The organism is Congregibacter variabilis (genome assembly GCF_045689235.1).
GTDB classification, from domain to species: Bacteria; Pseudomonadota; Gammaproteobacteria; order Pseudomonadales; family Halieaceae; genus Congregibacter; species Congregibacter variabilis.
In genome coordinates this window covers 2,821,845-2,838,141 of sequence record NZ_CP136864.1, presented here as the reverse complement: position 1 = coordinate 2,838,141, position 16,297 = coordinate 2,821,845, and the positions used below count along the sequence as shown (strand labels likewise).

Genomic DNA, 16,297 nt, shown 5'->3' with positions numbered 1-16,297 from the left:
CGGCCTTGGGAGTTATCGCAAGGTGGTTAGAAAGTGCAGGTGGTTCTCGTACTGACTGAGTACATCGTGCGAAATCTGTTCTCGGGTCCAGCCCATAATGCAGTAATCCTGCCCACCCTGAGACAAGTGCACTTCGGCCCGGTAGTAACGATCTCCCTCCGCCATGGATGAGATCGCTTCACCCGCCAGGCGCTCATCAGGCATGGCATGCACGCGACTCCGCACTTCATAAACAAAATCGATTTCACCACCGTTGAGCACTTCCATACGCACCGAGGGCTGATCATTGTTTTGCTCTGTCACCCTGGCTGCTACCTCATGACTTTTCAGCTCCTGGGCAAACTCCCGTAAGGCCGGCGCCGCCTGATCCTGAAGAAACTGGCGAACACTTTGGTCCGCGGGAAAGTCCAGTAGATTCGACAGTCGACTGCGCCAATCACCGTCGGCACCGGAGGCTGGGGATACGCTTTGGGCACTGCGCTGAGATGCATCCAAAGACAGAGCCCGGGCAAAGCCCCAGATTGCGCCCAGCAGGGCTACAGAAAACGGTAAGGCGCTGGCGATAGCCGCAGTCTGAAGCGATGACAGACCTCCGGCGATCAGCAGCACGGCAGCGATGGCAGCGATAACAGCGGCCCAGAACACGCGCTGCAGTACCGGCGTGTCGTCCCGTCCATTGGCAGACAACATATTGAGTACCAGTGCACCGCTATCGGCAGAGGTGACAAAAAACACCACAATCATCAACAGACTGACGCCGGACAAAAATGTCGAAAATGGCAGGTACTCAAAAAAACGAAACAGCGCGACCGCCTGATTGGCAGAGACCGCTTGTCCCAGCTCCTGTGCACCCTGGTTGAGGATCAGATCAATCGCGCTGTTGCCAAAAACGCCCATCCACAACAACGTAAAGCCACAGGGCACAAGCATCGCGCCGAAGGTGAACTCACGGATGGTCCGTCCCCGGGAGATACGCGCAATAAACAAACCGACAAAGGGAGACCAACTGAGCCACCAACCCCAATAAAAAATCGTCCAGCCGCCAAGCCAGTCAGTGGGATCGTAGGCATAGAGCGTAAAGGTCTTACTTACCAGCTCGCTGACATAAATACCGAGAAACTCCAGACTTGCACCGAGGATAAGAATTGTCGGGCCGGCGATGAGCACCCCGATTAACAGTAGTACCGACAGGGCGATATTGAGTTCCGAAAGGCGTTTGATACCGGCGTTGAGGCCCATCGCAACAGAGATACTGGCCAGGGCCATGGTGCCAATAATCAGTAAGACCTGTATGCCTACGGACACAGGGATGCCAAAGAGATATTCGAGTCCCGCATTGATCTGCAGAACCCCTAAACCCAGACTGGTCGCAATACCACAGGCGGTGCAGACAATAGCAAACACATCGATGGCGGCACCGGCGGGTCCGTAAATTCGCTCGCCAATCAATGGGTAAAAGGCGGAGCGCATAGTCAGGGGCAAGCCGTGGCGATAAGAAAAGTAGCCCAGCAAAAGTGCAACAATGGCGTAGATAGCCCAGGCATGCAGACCCCAATGGAAGTAGGTCAGAGTCATTGCATGACCCGCCGCCTCAACAGTACTGCCGTCGCCATGTGGTGGCTTCAGAAAATGCATCACAGGCTCAGCAACGCCAAAGAACATCAGACCGATACCCATACCTGCTGCAAAGAGCATGGCAAACCAGCTCAGAGCGCTGTAATCAGGCTCCGAATGATCCGGTCCAAGTTTGATATCGCCAAAACGCGAGAAGCTAAAAATCAACACGCTGAGCAGGACGATCGCGACCACCAGCACGTAGTACCAACTCGCGTAGGTAACGATGGCCGCTTGAACATCTTGCAAGAATTCATTGCTCGCATCGGGGGCAATTGCCGCACCTAGCACCATCAACAGCAGAATGCCCGTCGCCGGTAAAAACACCCCACGGTCAACGCTAAAGCCCATAAAGTTCCCGCTCACAGGCGCTTTGTCGTTGGCCGAACCACTCATTTAAATCCTTACTTCTGAAGTGTAAGGCGGAAGGGTACGCAGATTATTCAATGTCAGCAAAGCATTAATATATTGTTTATAAATTATTATTTCCTTCCTTTCTTGTAATTACTCTATATGAATCAGGTATTTAAAGAGCTCTCGGCGCGCCGAAAACAACACAAATGCTTTTACTGTAAACTATCGCCGCTTTTGTAACGCACTATTTTTGTCAGGGAGACAACATGCGGTCCAGTAACAAGCTTCAACTCGCCACCCGCGCAGCGGTTATCGCCAGCGTCACAGGCGGAAGCCTCGCCAGCGGTAGCGCCTTTGCACAGCTCGAAGAAGTCATCGTGACAGCCACCAAGCGCTCCGCGAGCACCCAGGACATCCCCCTTGCCGTGCAGGCGCTGGGTGAGAGCACGCTAAACGATTTGGGCATTACCAACTTCGACGACTATCTCGTGCAGCTGCCCGGTGTCACAGCAGGCGGCAGTGGTCCGGGACAAAACACTATCTATATCCGAGGTGTTGCCTCTACCACGCCAAACCTGACCACCGCCGGCGTTGCCGGACTGTCGCCCAACGTAGCCCTCTACCTTGACGAACAGCCTCTGGCACAACCCGGTCGAAATCTTGATGTATACGCCGCAGACATGAATCGCATTGAGGTTTTAGCCGGCCCCCAGGGCACGCTCTTTGGCGCCAGCTCACAAGCAGGCACAGTTCGCCTGATCACCAATAAACCCGACTTCAGTGGCACCTACGGCAAAATGAAGCTCGGCACGGCCTTCACCCAGGGCGGCGAAATGAGTAACAGCGTCGAGGGCATGATCAACGTCCCCGTTACCGACAAGCTAGCTTTGCGCGGCGTGGTATATGTCGATCGCATGGGTGGCTACGTCGATAACGTGGCCGGCACCCTTAATACCAGCGAAAGCGCCCGCTTTAGACCCGAAGGGACTATGCGCGCCAATGGTGTACCCGTAAGCGCCCAGCGCGCAGGCTTCCAAGCCGGCGCAGACCTGTCCGGCGTGAGTTTCATAGACGCAGACAACAGCACCAGAACCGAAGACGACTTTAACGATACGACCTATGCAGGTTTTCGACTCTCCGGTGTCTATACCATCAATGCTGACTGGGACCTTCAGGTCTCACACATGCAACAACAGCTTGATTCTGATGGTGTGTTTTTCTCTGACCCGGACCTGGGTGACTACGAGATCACTCGCTTTCAGCAGGACAATATCTCCGACGAGTTCAGCAATACGGCCTGGACCCTCACCGGGCGTGTAGGTGAACTTGAAGTACTGTACTCCGGCGCCTTTACAGACCGTCAAACAGATCAGCTGGTGGACTATTCCGACTACCTGTTTGTGGGTCAGTATCTGCCCTACTACATCTGCGACAGCTCCGTATCTTATCCCGGTGATGCGGCGCCCAGCGGCACTTGCCAGGCTCCGGACCTGTTTGTAAACAGTAAAACCGAAACCGAAGTCTCCACCCATGAGATCCGCCTCAACACAGCAGAAGATCGTCGCATTCGCGCGACTGTTGGCGCTTTCTACAGCGATCTGACGCTTACTGAGCGCAACGACTTCACCTACCCGGGATCAACACGGATTGACGGATACGGCGTTCAAACCGGGTTCTCGCCTAACTTCCCGTTCACCACCGGCTATATTTCAGATGAGGGTCCGTTTCCGGACGGCGTGATTTTCCGCAATGATGTACGCCGCACCGACGAGCAAATGGGTGTCTTTGGTGAAGTCACCATGGATTTGACCGACAGCTTTGCACTGACGGTAGGGGCACGCTGGTACGACATCGAAGTAGGACTGGAAGGCAGCGCCAACGCGTCATTCTGTAACTTGTTCCAGCCGGATTCCAACTCCTTCGGTACAGACATCTCGGATCTGTACAACGGCGATGGTCAAATCACATTCCGCGGCACCTGTAATCCAGACGCGCAGCTAACCTACACGCTGGACAATATTGACGAAGCGCCTGCACAGGTTGCAGCGGCGCTACGCGACGCGCCGACCAAGGCGCAAACTGACGGCGTTATAGGCAAGGTGAGCCTTGCCTATACACCAAACCAGGACCAGCTCTGGTTTGTGACGCTGTCCGAAGGCTTCCGCCCCGGACTGCTGAACCGCCCTGGCGGCGCAGCCGGTCCCAACGGCTATCAGGTTCCTTTTGCCCTGGATACGGACGACGTGACCAACTATGAGCTGGGTTGGAAGCTCGACCTCCTGGATCAGTCTCTACGTTTCAACGGCAGCCTGTTCTTTATCGATATTGAGCGACTCCAGACCACGATTTTCGACCCAAGCATTACTAACCTGTTCTTCTCGGACAACGCTGCCAATGCCGAGGTACTCGGTCTTGAGGGGTCTGTGGATTGGGCTCCGGCGTCTCTGCCAGGACTGGTGGTTTCCGGGTCTTTCTCGATGCTGGACACCGAGATAACCGAGGTCCTCACGCCCACCAACGATGTGCGTAAAGGCGACTCACTGGCATTTGCTCCAGAGCTGCAAGCCACCATTCGCGCCCGCTACAACTGGGACCTTAACAATGGTCTGCGCGCCCACGTCATGCCACATTTAGCCTACTCCGATGAGTCCTTCAGCGACATCATCGCGATCAATCGGCAGACGCTGGACTCCTGGATGATGCTGGGCTTTACTGCTGGCGTGTCTAACACCCAGTGGACTGCAGAAGTGTACGTCGACAACCTCACGAACGAGGCCGCGGAATTGTCCAACAACTTTGTTAACGACCGCAACCGGGTCACTCTGGCGCGCCCTCTCACCGGCGGTGTGCGCTTTACCTGGAACTTTGAGTGAGTCAGAGCGCCCGGCATCATCGCCGGGCGCAACTTCTCCCGGAGCCACAGAGGCACCAGTTAGCATTCAAGCCCAGGAGCTCATGCGCAAAGGCAAGATTTCTGACGCGCTGAAGCTACTCCAAACTCAACTACAACGAGACCCCGAGCACAGCGACGCTCTCTACTTTGCGGCGGTGTGTGCTCGCATGAGTCGCTCTTTTGCATCCGCGCAGGAGTATCTGCACAAGCTTCTGGCTATGGAGCCCGGTAATGGCCGGGCACTTCAGGAGCAAGCTCACCTCTACCGCGATACTGGAGACGCCACCGCGGCCATAGATGCCTACGGTGAAGCACTGCGAGCCAATCCGGCACTGGTGGCCAGCTACCGTCAGCGCCTGGCACTACTTCGCAGCACCGGCAGAGAGCCCGAAGCGCGCATTACTGCGGCCCAACTCCATCGTGTAGAAGAGCTGCCAAAGCCACTGCTGGCGGTTACCGACTTGTTGGCCCAGGGACGAATACTCAAAGCCGAGCAACTTTGCCGGCAGTTTCTCATGCAATCGCCCCAGCACACCGAGGGTATGCGGCTTCTGGCCGAAATCGGCTCACGTCTGGGTGCCCTGGAAGAGGCAAACTTTCTTCTTGAAAGTGCCTGCGAGCTCAAACCCGGGGACATCGCTCTACGCATTGACCTGATCCGGGTACTGAGTAAACGCCAGCGTTTCGAGGAGTCACTTAAGCAAGCCGATTTGCTGCTCCAAAGCGCGCCAGAGAACCTCCAGTTTCAATCCCTCAGAGCCATCGAGCTCCTGCAACTGGGCCACTACGACGAGGCCATAGAGGGCTTTGACCGAATCCTTGAAAAGTTGCCCGGCGACGCCATCACCCTCACGTCCAAAGGGCACGCGCTAAAGACCCTTGGTTCTGGCACAAAAGCGATTGTCTCTTACGAAGCAGCCTGTATGGCGCCGCAAGGTGGCGGTGAGGCCTGGTATGCCCTGGCTAACTTAAAGACCTACAGCTTCAGTGACGCGCAGATTGAAACCATGGGTGCACAACTGGCTGGTAATCCCCAGCTACTTGATCGTATTTATCTGGCCTTTGCTCTGGGTAAAGCCTTTGAAGACCGAAAAGAGTACGAACGATCTTTTGAGCATTACGCCGCGGCAAATAGCTTGAAGAAGGCACAGCTAAACTATCGCAGTGAAAGTTTTGAACGGGAGGTGGATGCTCAGTGCGCGACCGTCAGCTCTGAGCTTGTCCGCGCTCAGACGGGCTTGGGCTTTGAGGCTGCCGACCCCATCTTTATTGTTGGGATGCCCAGGGCCGGCAGCACATTGCTGGAGCAGATTCTTGCCACTCACAGCCAGGTGGATGGCACCCGGGAGCTCCCAAACATACTCTCCCTTGCCCAGCGGCTGCGCCGCCAACGCAACAAAGACGGTGACGGTGTCGGTTACCCGGATATTCTGGCGGACCTCAGCGCCGAATCACTCCAGCAACTCGGCAAGGACTTTATACAAGAGACCCGCGTACACCGTGGCGATGCTCCATTCTTTATCGACAAAATGCCAAATAATTTTCGACACATTGGACTGATCAAGCTCATACTCCCCGAGGCAAAAATAATCGACGCTCGGCGAGAGGCCATGGCCTGCTGCTTTAGCAACTTCAAGCAGCTGTTTGCCGAAGGGCAGGAGTTTAGCTACGAGCTTTCAGATCTTGGACACTATTACCGACAGTACGAGCGCCTCATGGACCACTGGAACTCGGTACTCCCGGGAAGCATCCATCGCTTACAACATGAAGCATTACTCGAGGATTTCGAAGGGGAGCTTCGCAGGCTGCTCGATTTTCTGGGGTTACCCTTTGAAGAACGCTGTTTGCGCTTTTACGAAAATGACCGCCCCGTCCGCACTCCCTCGTCAGAACAGGTTCGCCAACCACTATTTCGCGATTCAGTTGAGCAGTGGCAGAATTACGCACCGTGGCTAAGCCCACTCCAACGCGCGCTCGACTACCAAGCGCAGTAAAGAGATCGGATTTTCACTGATGGCAGACTTACTTGATGACGTGCTTGTATCCCTTCGCCGCATATTGCGTGCGACCAGTATTCATTCCCGTAAGTTGGGACGATCCGTGGGCATTACTGCACCACAGCTAATGGTTCTTCGGGCCGTCAATGCCAACGACGGCCTGACAGCAACTGAGGTCGCCAACGCAGTGAGCTTGAGTCAGGCAACGATAACGGCAATCGTATCCAAGCTGGAGGATCGGGAGCTGCTTAAGCGCGAGCGAAGCAGTGTGGACAAGCGACGAGTGCACGTCTCTCTTACTGATGCCGGCCGTGAGGTTTTAATCGAGGCACCCAAGCCTTTGCAGGAGAGTTTTTCCCGTCGTTTTGAGGCTCTTCCCCGTTGGGAACAATATCAACTGGTCTCTTCGCTAGAACGCATCGCCCTGATGATGGATGCCGAGGACCTGGATGCGGCGCCGGTACTTACCGACCATGTAGAGTTGCACTAACGCCATCTCGCGTCAGATCGTGCCAGTTACTAGCCAGGACGCCCAGCCCGGCGCAGAAGACGCAAGCGATCCTTGCGCTCGTCATTAACCCGCATTAGATCGGACACCGCGTCGCGGTAAACACCCTGAATTTCATCCAGCCACTGAAGGGTCAGGCGGGCATTGTTTGCGGCGCACAGCAGCGGTGACTTTAGGGGTTCATCGAGAACAATGTAGCTGGACTCCCGCAGCCCTGTCATAAACTGATCTCGGGTGATCGCGCGTCCACTTTGATTCGCCATACTCAGCACTTCGTAGGCTTCAAACAGAGATTCAATACTCACCCACTCGGCTACCGCCTGTCGCTCAACCCCGCGGCGCAGGCTACGACGCAGCTTACGCGCCATATTGCGAAACTCACGCTGAACCCGGCGCCCGAAGACCGGATCACCCACAGGCTTGAGTTGATCGTCTGCGGATAGCTCCCGCCAGTCAGCATGGGTCAGAACCGCATCGATCACTGGAAACACTTCCTGCTCCTCGAAACTCATATGTCCGTAGGAGGCCTGAACATACTCCCGACCCAGTCGCACCACCTCAGATCCGCTCAGATCACCCCGACGCCAATCTTCCACGGCCTGCAGCAGCTCCCGGCCATTGCGAAGCATATGATCATGATCTTTCTCAAGACGTCGACGGTCTTGTGCAAGTCGCTGGTCAACATCGGCCGCATAACTGTAAATCAAGTCTTCCCGAGGGTGATGAAAGCGATCCGGCCAGGTCACCATGTAGTCCATAATTTCATAGATCACATGTGTATCGACCAACTCGCTGCGTTCGATGGCGTTCAAATGATCAGATAAAAGTGCAAGAACACTCGCGATGTGCCGGTGCTCAGCTCGCAGAGCCGCCAGCATAGGCGCTTCGGAGACGTCGTTTTGATGTTGATCGGCGAAGGCCTGAAGGTCCATGGGTTCTGGACCTGAATTATTACTGCGCGATTTGGCAGATGCCGATCGAGCCTGACTGACCGCCATGGAAGTCACCACTAGCCGAAGATTGAGCGAGCAAGCCTAACGGGGGAGCACAATGTGAGCAAGCTGGCTCCCGGGACAGACCCGGGAGCGCCAATCAAGCTCAGCTATTTCCCAGCTCTCGAACAAGGCTGCCAATAGATTCCTTGGCGTCACCAAACAGCATGCGTGTGTTGTCCTTGTAGAACAACGGATTCTCGATGCCAGCAAAGCCCGAAGCCATAGATCGCTTGAGTACAAATACCGTGCGCGCCTGATCCACGTTGATCACAGGCATACCGTAGATGGGAGAGGACTCCACATCACGGGCCGCAGGATTCACTACATCGTTAGCGCCGATGACAATCGCTACGTCCATGTTTTCCATACGTGGATTAATCTCATCCATTTCCAGCAACTGGTCATAGGGAACATCCGCTTCAGCAAGCAGTACATTCATATGACCCGGCATACGACCTGCCACCGGGTGGATGCCAAAACTGACCTCCGCGCCGTTCTTTTCGAGCAGCTCGGTGAGCTCTTTGACCACGTGCTGGGCCTGTGCAACGGCCATTCCGTAGCCCGGGATAATCGCAACATTTGTCGCCGCTTCGAGGATGTAATAGGCATCTTCGGCGGAGATAGGCTTGATTTCGCCTTCGACCACAGTCTCTTCATTGCTCACGGTTGCAAAGCCACTAAACAGCACATTGGACAATGAGCGGTTCATGGCTTTACACATGATTTGCGTAAGGATGATGCCCGAAGCACCTACCAGTGAGCCTGCAACGATCAGAATATTGTTGTTGATCGCAAAACCCGCAGCACAGGCCGCCAGGCCCGAGTAGGAGTTCAGCAGCGAGATCACAACCGGCATATCTGCGCCACCGATGGGGATCACGGCCATGATGCCAAAAGCGAGCGACAGGCCGATCATCACAAATAGCCAAAGTGGCGTTTCGGGATTCTGGGTGAACATGTAACCGCTGACAAAAATGGCGACCACAATAACGCTGTTAACAACCTGCTGACCACTGAACTGCACTGCGGCGCTGGAGATCTTTTCGCTCAGTTTGCCGTAGGCAATCAATGAGCCGGTAAAGGTCACACCACCAATGAGAATGGACAACACAATTGTTACCAGTGTGAACAAACCCGCGTCCGCACTGATAGCGGCAGCACCGACCAGAAGACTGGCAAGACCACCAAAACCGTTGAACAGCGCCACCATTTCCGGCATGGAGGTCATCTGAACAAGGCGTGAGGCCGCCGCACCAATGGCACCGCCTACAATGAAGCCGGCAAAAATCCACTGATACTCCACAATCCCCTGATCGAGGAGTGCAGCAACGATGGCCAAAAGCATACCAACAGCCGATATCGTGTTACCCCGACGCGCAGTCGCAGCGGAGCCCAGCAGCTTCAGTCCGTAGATAAACAGTGCTGCGGAGACAACATAAGCCAACTCAGTTACAAAAGGAGAAACGTCCACAATCAGCCCCCTCTCTTCTTGAACATCGCCAGCATTCGGTCAGTCACCATATAACCGCCCACGACATTAATAGAAGCCAGAGCCACTGCGCCCGCACCCAGCCAATTCGCAAGGTCCTGCTGCCCGTTACCCGCCAGCGCTATGGCGCCAACAACGGTGATGCCCGAGATCGCATTTGCCCCGGACATAAGCGGGGTGTGCAGCGTTGCGGGTACTTTGGTAATCAATTCGAAGCCGAGAAATATCGACAACATTAAAATAAACGTCAGGAATATCGCATCCATGATCAGGCATCCCCCGCCAGAATGTTCTTGATGGTCTCGTTAACGACAGCGCCATCGTGCGTAATCACGCAACCGGGCAAAATATCGTTTTCCATGTTCAGTACAAACTCGCCTGCTTCTTTGTCCCAGGTGTCTTCCACCAGGTTGAAGAGGTTGTTTGCGTACATCACAGAGGCGTCACGGCAAACGTAGTTGGGTAAGTTACCAAGGCCCACTACCGTTACGCCGTTGATATCGACGACTTCATTTGGGACGGAACCTTCTACGTTACCGCCGGTTTCTGCCGCCATATCCACCACTACGGCTCCGGGCTGCATGCCCTCGACCATGGACCTGGGAACGATCACCGGTGGCTTGCGGCCAAAGACCTGCGCTGTGGTGATAACCACGTCGGATTCGGCGATAACTGCCGCCTGGGCATCCTGCTGCTTCTGAATTTGCTCGGGAGTCAGCTCTTTGGCGTAGCCATCGGAGGTCTGACCGGTATCACCCAGATCAATTTCAAGAAACGTTGCACCCAGCGACTGCACCTGCTCGGCAACAACCGGGCGGGTGTCAAAAGCCGTAACCTTCGCTCCAAGACGTTTTGCTGTCGCAATGGCCTGAAGACCGGCAACACCCGCTCCAATGATGAACACTTTGGCTGGCTTGAGTGTGCCTGCGGGCGTCATCATCATAGGAAAGATACGCGGTAGGCGCATCGCTGCCAGCATCACCATCACGTAACCGGCGAGGTTGGCCTGCGAGCTCAGGGCATCCATCTTTTGGCTGCGCGTAGAGCGGGGGATCATTTCCATGCTGATGGCAGTCACGCCAGCTTCGGCGAATGCACGCACCAAGGCATGCTCGTTAAAGGGGTCGAGATAGCTGATATGAATGCAACCGCGCTTCATCTGCGGTATCTCTTCAAGCTCCGGCTTGCGAAGACGAAGCAACATATCGGCGGAGCTTATGAGGGCCGCTCGATCTGTGACGATCTGGGCTCCTACTTCGCTGTACTCGCTATCTTGAAATCCGCTACCAACACCCATACCCGCTTCGATTTGTATGGTGGCGCCCAGGCGGACTAACTTTTTTGCCGTGTCTGGCGTCATCGCCACCCGGTTCTCGCCCGGGTAGAGTTCCTTAGGGACAGCTAACTGCATGTTTTTTTACCCTGTTTCTGTCAGTTCTCGGTGCGCTGGCGGGTCAACTCCCTAGCGCCTTCAAAGCCCCCATTTTTTGAGGGGGCAAGACTTTAGCACAGGGAGAGTGGGCTTCGGAATTCTCTGCCGCAGCCCAATAACCTTCAGCGTTGACAATCTGGCCTGCCTGCAGAAACCCCACAGGGTCTCTGCGAGTGCTTTGGGCCGCTTACTTAGCCTGCCTGCAGGCGAAGGAAGGGGTTCATCCAGCGATACTTCCAGCCGGTGAATCGCAGCGGGGCATCAATAACCGCCAAACACAGGCAGTCTTCATCAGCAAAGGCACGCGGTGCGTGGACTTCGTTGGCGCTGCGATAAATGAAGTCTCCCGGGTGATAACTACCACGATCGTCACTAAAGCCGCCCTGGAGTACCAGCGTCATTTCTGATCCCCGGTGGTCGTGAGGAGGGATTTCGCCGCCTGCCTTGATATGCAGTAAAGAAAACTCAAACTGCGGATCGCCTGTTCGGATCGGTGTGATACGCAGGGCCTCAGTGACCTTTTTCCACACCAGATCAGAGAAATCTCCAGCCATCAAACGACTGAGTAGTGCCGGTGTTGCATCCTGACCGCTGCGCTGCGCAGGCTGATAGCTCAGAGGCGGCTCTTCATCCAACCGGGCCAAAACGCGGTCCAAAAGAGCATCGCCTACAGGCTCCGGATCGAGGGACTCAAACATTGCTGCCCCTACCGCCTGTAAACGCTGCACTGTCTGGGAGCAGCAGTCACAATAATTAAGGTGTGCGGACACGCAGGCTGATTGGGCCAAAGACAAGCTGCCCGCCGCATGTTCCATAAGAATATCCAGTTCTGGATGATGTTTCGCCATGGTGTTCTCTTTAACCCTGTGTTCCTGTTTCATTTATCTACTCTCCTGAGACACTTCGAACTGAACCTGCATCTTTTGCACGGCCAGTCTGACCCGCGACTTCACGGTTCCCAGTGGTAAATCCAACTCGGACGCCGCCTCTGCGTGCGACTTGCCCTCCATATAGACCTTGGCAATAATTTGCGTTTGGTCGGCGGGAAGATTTTTCATCATTTCCCTTATTCGATCTGCGCTACGCCGGCTCTGAAGCTGCATGAAAGGCTCTTCATGCTCCTGATCCGGGCTAAAGTCCTCCGCAGCCAAAGGCGTGTCGAACTTATTCAGCCTGCGAAACATATCCGTACGGCAGTTTCGCGCAATCGTATATACCCATGTACTCGCCGCAGCCTTTTCTGGATTGAAACCACCCGCTTTTTGCCAAATTTTTAACATAACTTCCTGAACCAACTCGTCGGCATGCGTGGCCGAGAGTGCTGAGCCTGACAGGGCAAAGGCCTTGATCAGCGGCGCAAAGTGCCGGAATAGCCGGGTGTAGGCAGCGCGATCCTGCTTGTCGGCAATCAGCACCAGACATTCGCTCCACTCGTCTGTGCGACGCCCCGTCGGTATGCTTCTCACCGCGTCGTTCTGGTCGCGACTCGTGCTTTTCTTATCGTCCACAACTAATCCCTTTAATGACTAACAGTACATACGCCCACTCTACGCCGTTTGGATGACTTTCGGGCGTGCGATAATCTCAGCTGATCCAGCCCCTGCAACTGCGCGTAATTTTGAGGACAATACTGCGACAACAGGAATGCAAACCGGCACCTGGTGACGCTGTGTAAAAAAACAGATTTTAGTCCCTACATCACGCAAAGGAGTCACCCCAAGGTGCACATAGCGGTAATTGGTTCAGGCATCTCAGGGTTAGCGTGCGCTCACTATCTAAGTGCCGAGCACACAGTCAGCGTGTTCGAGGCTAACAAACGCCTCGGAGGCCACACAGCCACCATGGATGTAGAACTCGGCACCCGACGCTTCGCCATCGACACGGGCTTCATCGTTTTTAATGATTGGACCTACCCCAATTTTATTGCCCTGATGAACGAATTAGGGGTCAGCAGTCGCGAAACAGCCATGGGCTTTAGTGTGCGAGACGAGGACACAGGACTGGAATACTCGGGCACTAATCTGGACTCACTATTCGCTCAGCGACGCAATATCGTGTCGCCACGCTTTTTGAAAATGGTTCGGGACATCCTGCGCTTCAATAAAGAGAGTCTTAAGGATCTTGAGTCCGGAGACCTTGCTGACGACGAGAGCCTTGGCAGCTACCTGACACGTAAAAAGTACAGCGAGGCATTCAAACGCGACTACCTTATAGCCATGGGCTCCGCAATCTGGTCCTCTGACTGTGCCAGCATGCTTGAGTTTCCCGTTCAGTTTTTTGTGCGCTTCTTTAAAAATCACGGGCTGCTGTCAGTATCAAACCGCCCTCAATGGCGGGTGATCGAGGGCGGCTCCAGAGAATACATCGCACCGCTGTGTCGTCGCTTTGAGCAACGCATCCATACGGGCACCCCCATAAGTCGTGTGCGCAGGGATTCAGCGGGGGTCACGCTGGTTATGGAGAACGGCAGCGAACAGCGCTTTGATCAAGTTGTCATTGCAACACATTCGGATCATGCCCTGGCAATGCTCGATGCACCGAGCAGTGAAGAGCAGGAAGTTCTGGGTGCTCTGCCCTATCAAGCCAATGACGTCGTGCTACATACCGACACGCGACTTCTGCCGGACAACCGAAAAACCTGGTCGAGCTGGAATTATCGCCTCGGGGTGGATGACTCAAGGGCCGTGCTAACGTACAACATGAACATTCTGCAGGGCATTTCGGCCCCAGAGACTTTTTGTGTGACCCTCAATGACACCGCATCAATTAATCCACATAGAATTCTTGGACGCTTTACTTACGATCATCCGGTATTCAGCCTCGCTGGCATGGCCGCACAAAAGCGCTGGGCCGATATCAATGGTCAGCAGAACACCTGGTTTTGCGGCGCCTACTGGCATAACGGCTTCCATGAAGACGGTGTGGTCAGTGCGCTTCGAGTGGCCGAAGCAATGAATAAGCAGACTCGCGCCGCCGCATGAAGTCCCGTCTGTACATCGGGACGCTGCGGCATCGGCGGCATCTCCCTCGTGAACACGCCTTTAAGTACCGCGTGTTCATGCCTTATTTACACCTGGACGAAGTCGACGCTGTGCTGAAGCTAAATCGCCTCTGGTCGCGCTCGCGCTTTGCCCTGGCGAGCTTTCGTCGCGAAGACTTTCTGGGCGACCCGGAAAAACCCTTAAACGAGGAAGTGCGGCGTCGTATCCACGAAGAAACCGGCGTGGAGCATCAGGGCCCCATCTACTTATTGGCCAACATGCGTTATTTCGCTGTGCAGATGAATCCAATCATTTGTTACTACTGCTTCAACGAAGACGAAACCCAGCTGGAGTACCTGGTCGCTGAGGTTACCAACACACCATGGAATGAGCGCCACAGCTACGTTTTGTCGGCACAGCCCGGGCAACGCGTATTGCGTCAGGACTTTGACAAGACATTTCATGTGTCGCCTTTTAATCCCATGGACATGCGCTATTCCTGGCGAAGCAACACCCCGGGGGAACGTCTGGCGATCCATCTCGAAAATCACAACGAAAAGGGCCGGGTGTTTGACGCCACGCTGTCCCTGAGCGCGGAACCTATCACCGGTGCTGCGCTGCGCAGCATACTGTGGCGATTCCCCTTAATGACCGTTAAAGTAGCGGGCGCAATTTACTGGCAAGCGCTCAAACTCTTTATCAAACGCATTCCTTATCACCCACATCCCGGAACCAGCCTTCAATCTGGAGCACAGCAATGAACGAAGTCAGTGTCAGCAGGATTCCCCTACTGCCCCAAGCGAAGACGTTTCGCAACCGAGCAGAACTTGCGCGGCATTTCCTGCTGCAGGCCTTGTCGCACATAAGAGTTGGCTGCGTGACTATTCACGATGGTGAGGATACCCACCACTTTGGCGACCCCGAGAGCGACGGTCCCCGCGCAGAAATCGTAATGCACAATCGTGCTGCCTACGCAAAAGTCCTTATCGGCGGCACGGTGGCAGCAGGCGAGGCCTATATTGACGGTGACTGGTCCACTCCGGACCTCACAGAAGTCACACGGCTTTTCAGTGCCAATATGCAGACCATGGAATCGGTAGAGTCAAAACAGCACTGGTATACCAAGCTGGCGCTAAAAATCGCCCACTTCATGAATCGCAACACCCATGAAGGTTCCAAACGCAATATTTCTGCGCACTACGACCTTGGAAATGATTTTTTCCGCCTGTTTCTAGATCCCACCATGATGTATTCCGCCGCTGTTTTTGAACGCCGCGAGAACACCCTCGAAAAAGCTGCGGTGGATAAATTGGATGAGCTGTGCCGTCAGCTGGATCTCAAGCCTGAGGACCACCTTCTGGAGATTGGGACCGGCTGGGGCGGGATGGCGATCCACGCAGCAACGCACTACGGCTGTAAGGTCACCACCACGACCATTTCTCAGGAGCAGTTCGATTACGCCAAGGCGCGAGTTGCCGAGTTGGGTCTTGAGGACCGCATTACCCTGCTTTGCGAAGACTACCGTGCACTCACTGGCCAGTATGACAAGCTGGTATCCGTAGAGATGATCGAAGCCGTAGGTCACGACTTTTACAGCAGCTATTTTCAGTGTTGCAGTAAGTTGCTCAAGGACGATGGAAAAATGGTCATTCAGGCTATCACCATCAGTGATGATCGCTACGAACAGGCAAGGCGCTCTGTGGACTACATCAAGCGCTACATATTCCCCGGCGGCTGCCTTCCTTCACTGGAGGTAATTGCCAAGCACATCGCCAAAGACAGCAATCTACAAATGGTGCATTTGCGTGACATCACCGCCGATTACGCCCTGACCCTGGCGCACTGGCGAAAACGCTTCATGGAGCGTCTCGAGGAAGTTCGCGAGATGGGCTTTGATGACCGCTTTATCCGCATGTGGGAGTTTTACCTTTGCTACTGCGAAGGCGGTTTTCGCGAGAGGATTATTGGCACGGTGCAGATCGCATTTGCCAAGCCCGGCTACCGTAGCGCCTGATCGGCCTCAGCACCAGAACT

13 protein-coding genes are annotated in these 16,297 nt (G+C 54.8%); 6 read left to right on the top strand and 7 right to left on the bottom strand.

The genetic code is table 11. The features are described 5' to 3' along the window. Positions 1 to 12: 12 nt before the first annotated feature. On the bottom strand, positions 13 to 2,010 hold the full coding sequence (locus tag R0135_RS12620; protein ID WP_407347215.1) for a BCCT family transporter: 1,998 nt from the start codon (positions 2,008 to 2,010) through the stop codon (positions 13 to 15). A 224-nt stretch (positions 2,011 to 2,234) separates the two neighbouring features. Between R0135_RS12620 and R0135_RS12615 the strand changes: the two genes are divergently transcribed. Genes R0135_RS12615 through R0135_RS12605 form a run of 3 tightly spaced genes read left to right on the top strand, consistent with a single transcriptional unit; the run spans position 2,235 to position 7,348 of the window. Beyond that, complete coding sequence (locus tag R0135_RS12615; protein WP_407347214.1) at positions 2,235 to 4,841, top strand: TonB-dependent receptor; 2,607 nt, start codon at positions 2,235 to 2,237, stop codon at positions 4,839 to 4,841. Next, positions 4,834 to 6,855: a tetratricopeptide repeat-containing sulfotransferase family protein gene (locus R0135_RS12610; RefSeq protein ID WP_407347213.1), complete on the top strand. Its 2,022-nt coding sequence runs from the start codon at positions 4,834 to 4,836 to the stop codon at positions 6,853 to 6,855. The genes R0135_RS12615 and R0135_RS12610 overlap by 8 nt, the downstream gene beginning before the upstream one ends. 19 nt (positions 6,856 to 6,874) lie before the next feature. Then, positions 6,875 to 7,348 carry a MarR family winged helix-turn-helix transcriptional regulator gene (locus R0135_RS12605; RefSeq protein WP_407347212.1) on the top strand — a complete coding sequence of 158 codons (474 nt, stop codon included), beginning with the start codon at positions 6,875 to 6,877 and terminating at the stop codon, positions 7,346 to 7,348. 29 nt (positions 7,349 to 7,377) lie between these two features. On the opposite strand, the gene R0135_RS12600 is transcribed toward R0135_RS12605, so the two are convergent. The 6 genes from R0135_RS12600 to R0135_RS12575 form a co-directional block, all read right to left on the bottom strand. Then, positions 7,378 to 8,364 (bottom strand): hemerythrin domain-containing protein, encoded by a 987-nt coding sequence (locus R0135_RS12600; protein ID WP_407347211.1) that lies wholly within the window; start codon positions 8,362 to 8,364, stop codon positions 7,378 to 7,380. 100 nt (positions 8,365 to 8,464) lie between these two features. Continuing rightward, a complete protein-coding gene (locus tag R0135_RS12595; RefSeq protein ID WP_407349919.1) occupies positions 8,465 to 9,838 on the bottom strand; it encodes an NAD(P)(+) transhydrogenase (Re/Si-specific) subunit beta in 1,374 nt (457 codons plus the stop codon). Beyond that, positions 9,835 to 10,116, bottom strand: coding sequence for an NAD(P) transhydrogenase subunit alpha (locus R0135_RS12590; protein WP_008293208.1), 282 nt, complete (start codon positions 10,114 to 10,116; stop codon positions 9,835 to 9,837). The genes R0135_RS12595 and R0135_RS12590 overlap by 4 nt, the downstream gene beginning before the upstream one ends. A gap of 2 nt (positions 10,117 to 10,118) precedes the next feature. Next, entirely contained in the window at positions 10,119 to 11,261 is a 1,143-nt protein-coding gene (locus tag R0135_RS12585; RefSeq protein ID WP_407347210.1) for a Re/Si-specific NAD(P)(+) transhydrogenase subunit alpha, read from the bottom strand. A 212-nt stretch (positions 11,262 to 11,473) separates the two neighbouring features. After that, positions 11,474 to 12,163: a ChrR family anti-sigma-E factor gene (locus R0135_RS12580; RefSeq protein WP_407347209.1), complete on the bottom strand. Its 690-nt coding sequence runs from the start codon at positions 12,161 to 12,163 to the stop codon at positions 11,474 to 11,476. Then, the gene (locus R0135_RS12575; protein WP_407347208.1) at positions 12,164 to 12,790 is read right to left on the bottom strand and encodes a sigma-70 family RNA polymerase sigma factor; all 627 of its coding nucleotides are present in this window, start codon (positions 12,788 to 12,790) and stop codon (positions 12,164 to 12,166) included. Positions 12,791 to 13,003: 213 nt separating this feature from the next. On the opposite strand from R0135_RS12575, the gene R0135_RS12570 reads away from it, so the two are divergent. From R0135_RS12570 to R0135_RS12560, 3 genes are read left to right on the top strand one after another with little or no spacing between them, the layout of a single operon-like run. Continuing rightward, a complete protein-coding gene (locus R0135_RS12570; RefSeq protein WP_407347207.1) occupies positions 13,004 to 14,263 on the top strand; it encodes an NAD(P)/FAD-dependent oxidoreductase in 1,260 nt (419 codons plus the stop codon). Next, positions 14,260 to 15,024 (top strand): DUF1365 domain-containing protein, encoded by a 765-nt coding sequence (locus R0135_RS12565; protein WP_407347206.1) that lies wholly within the window; start codon positions 14,260 to 14,262, stop codon positions 15,022 to 15,024. Before R0135_RS12570 ends, R0135_RS12565 begins: the two co-directional genes overlap by 4 nt. Continuing rightward, complete coding sequence (locus R0135_RS12560) at positions 15,021 to 16,277, top strand: class I SAM-dependent methyltransferase (RefSeq protein WP_407347205.1); 1,257 nt, start codon at positions 15,021 to 15,023, stop codon at positions 16,275 to 16,277. Before R0135_RS12565 ends, R0135_RS12560 begins: the two co-directional genes overlap by 4 nt. Positions 16,278 to 16,297: the final 20 nt, after the last annotated feature.